At 48.4% G+C, this 368-nt stretch carries 1 protein-coding gene; it reads right to left on the bottom strand.

What is annotated here, in order from left to right; translation table 11 throughout:
* The coding region (locus tag SB775_RS27825; RefSeq protein ID WP_486360707.1) for a GTP cyclohydrolase II at nucleotides 1-368 on the bottom strand (368 nt) is incomplete at both ends.

Raw genomic sequence — 368 nt, 5'->3', positions numbered from 1 at the left:
ACTGGCTTTGTACGAAGTGTTTGAAGAACGGCAATGGCTTCTTCATATTGACGCGTATCATCTTCGAAACCAAGCGCTTCATTTGCTTCCACTGTATCATAGCCGTTCTCTTGAAGGATGTAAGCCACGGCTTTACTGAAAAGGCCAATGCCGCGCCCTTCATGGTTGGCTAAATAAAACAGCGCACCTGCTCCATTGTCCTCAATCATTCGCATGGACTGCTTCAATTGGAAACCGCAGTCGCAGCGCTTGCTTCCGAAAATATCGCCAGTGTGGCAAATGGAATGCATGCGGATAAAGGCTTCATCAGCGTGCTCGAAATCCCCATACACAAGAACGCTTGATTGCTGATGATCGGCAAGCTCACG

The organism is Peribacillus sp. SIMBA_075 (genome assembly GCF_046534585.1).
Note: the sequence above shows the minus strand (reverse complement) of the source record. Positions and strands in the feature narration are given on the sequence as shown.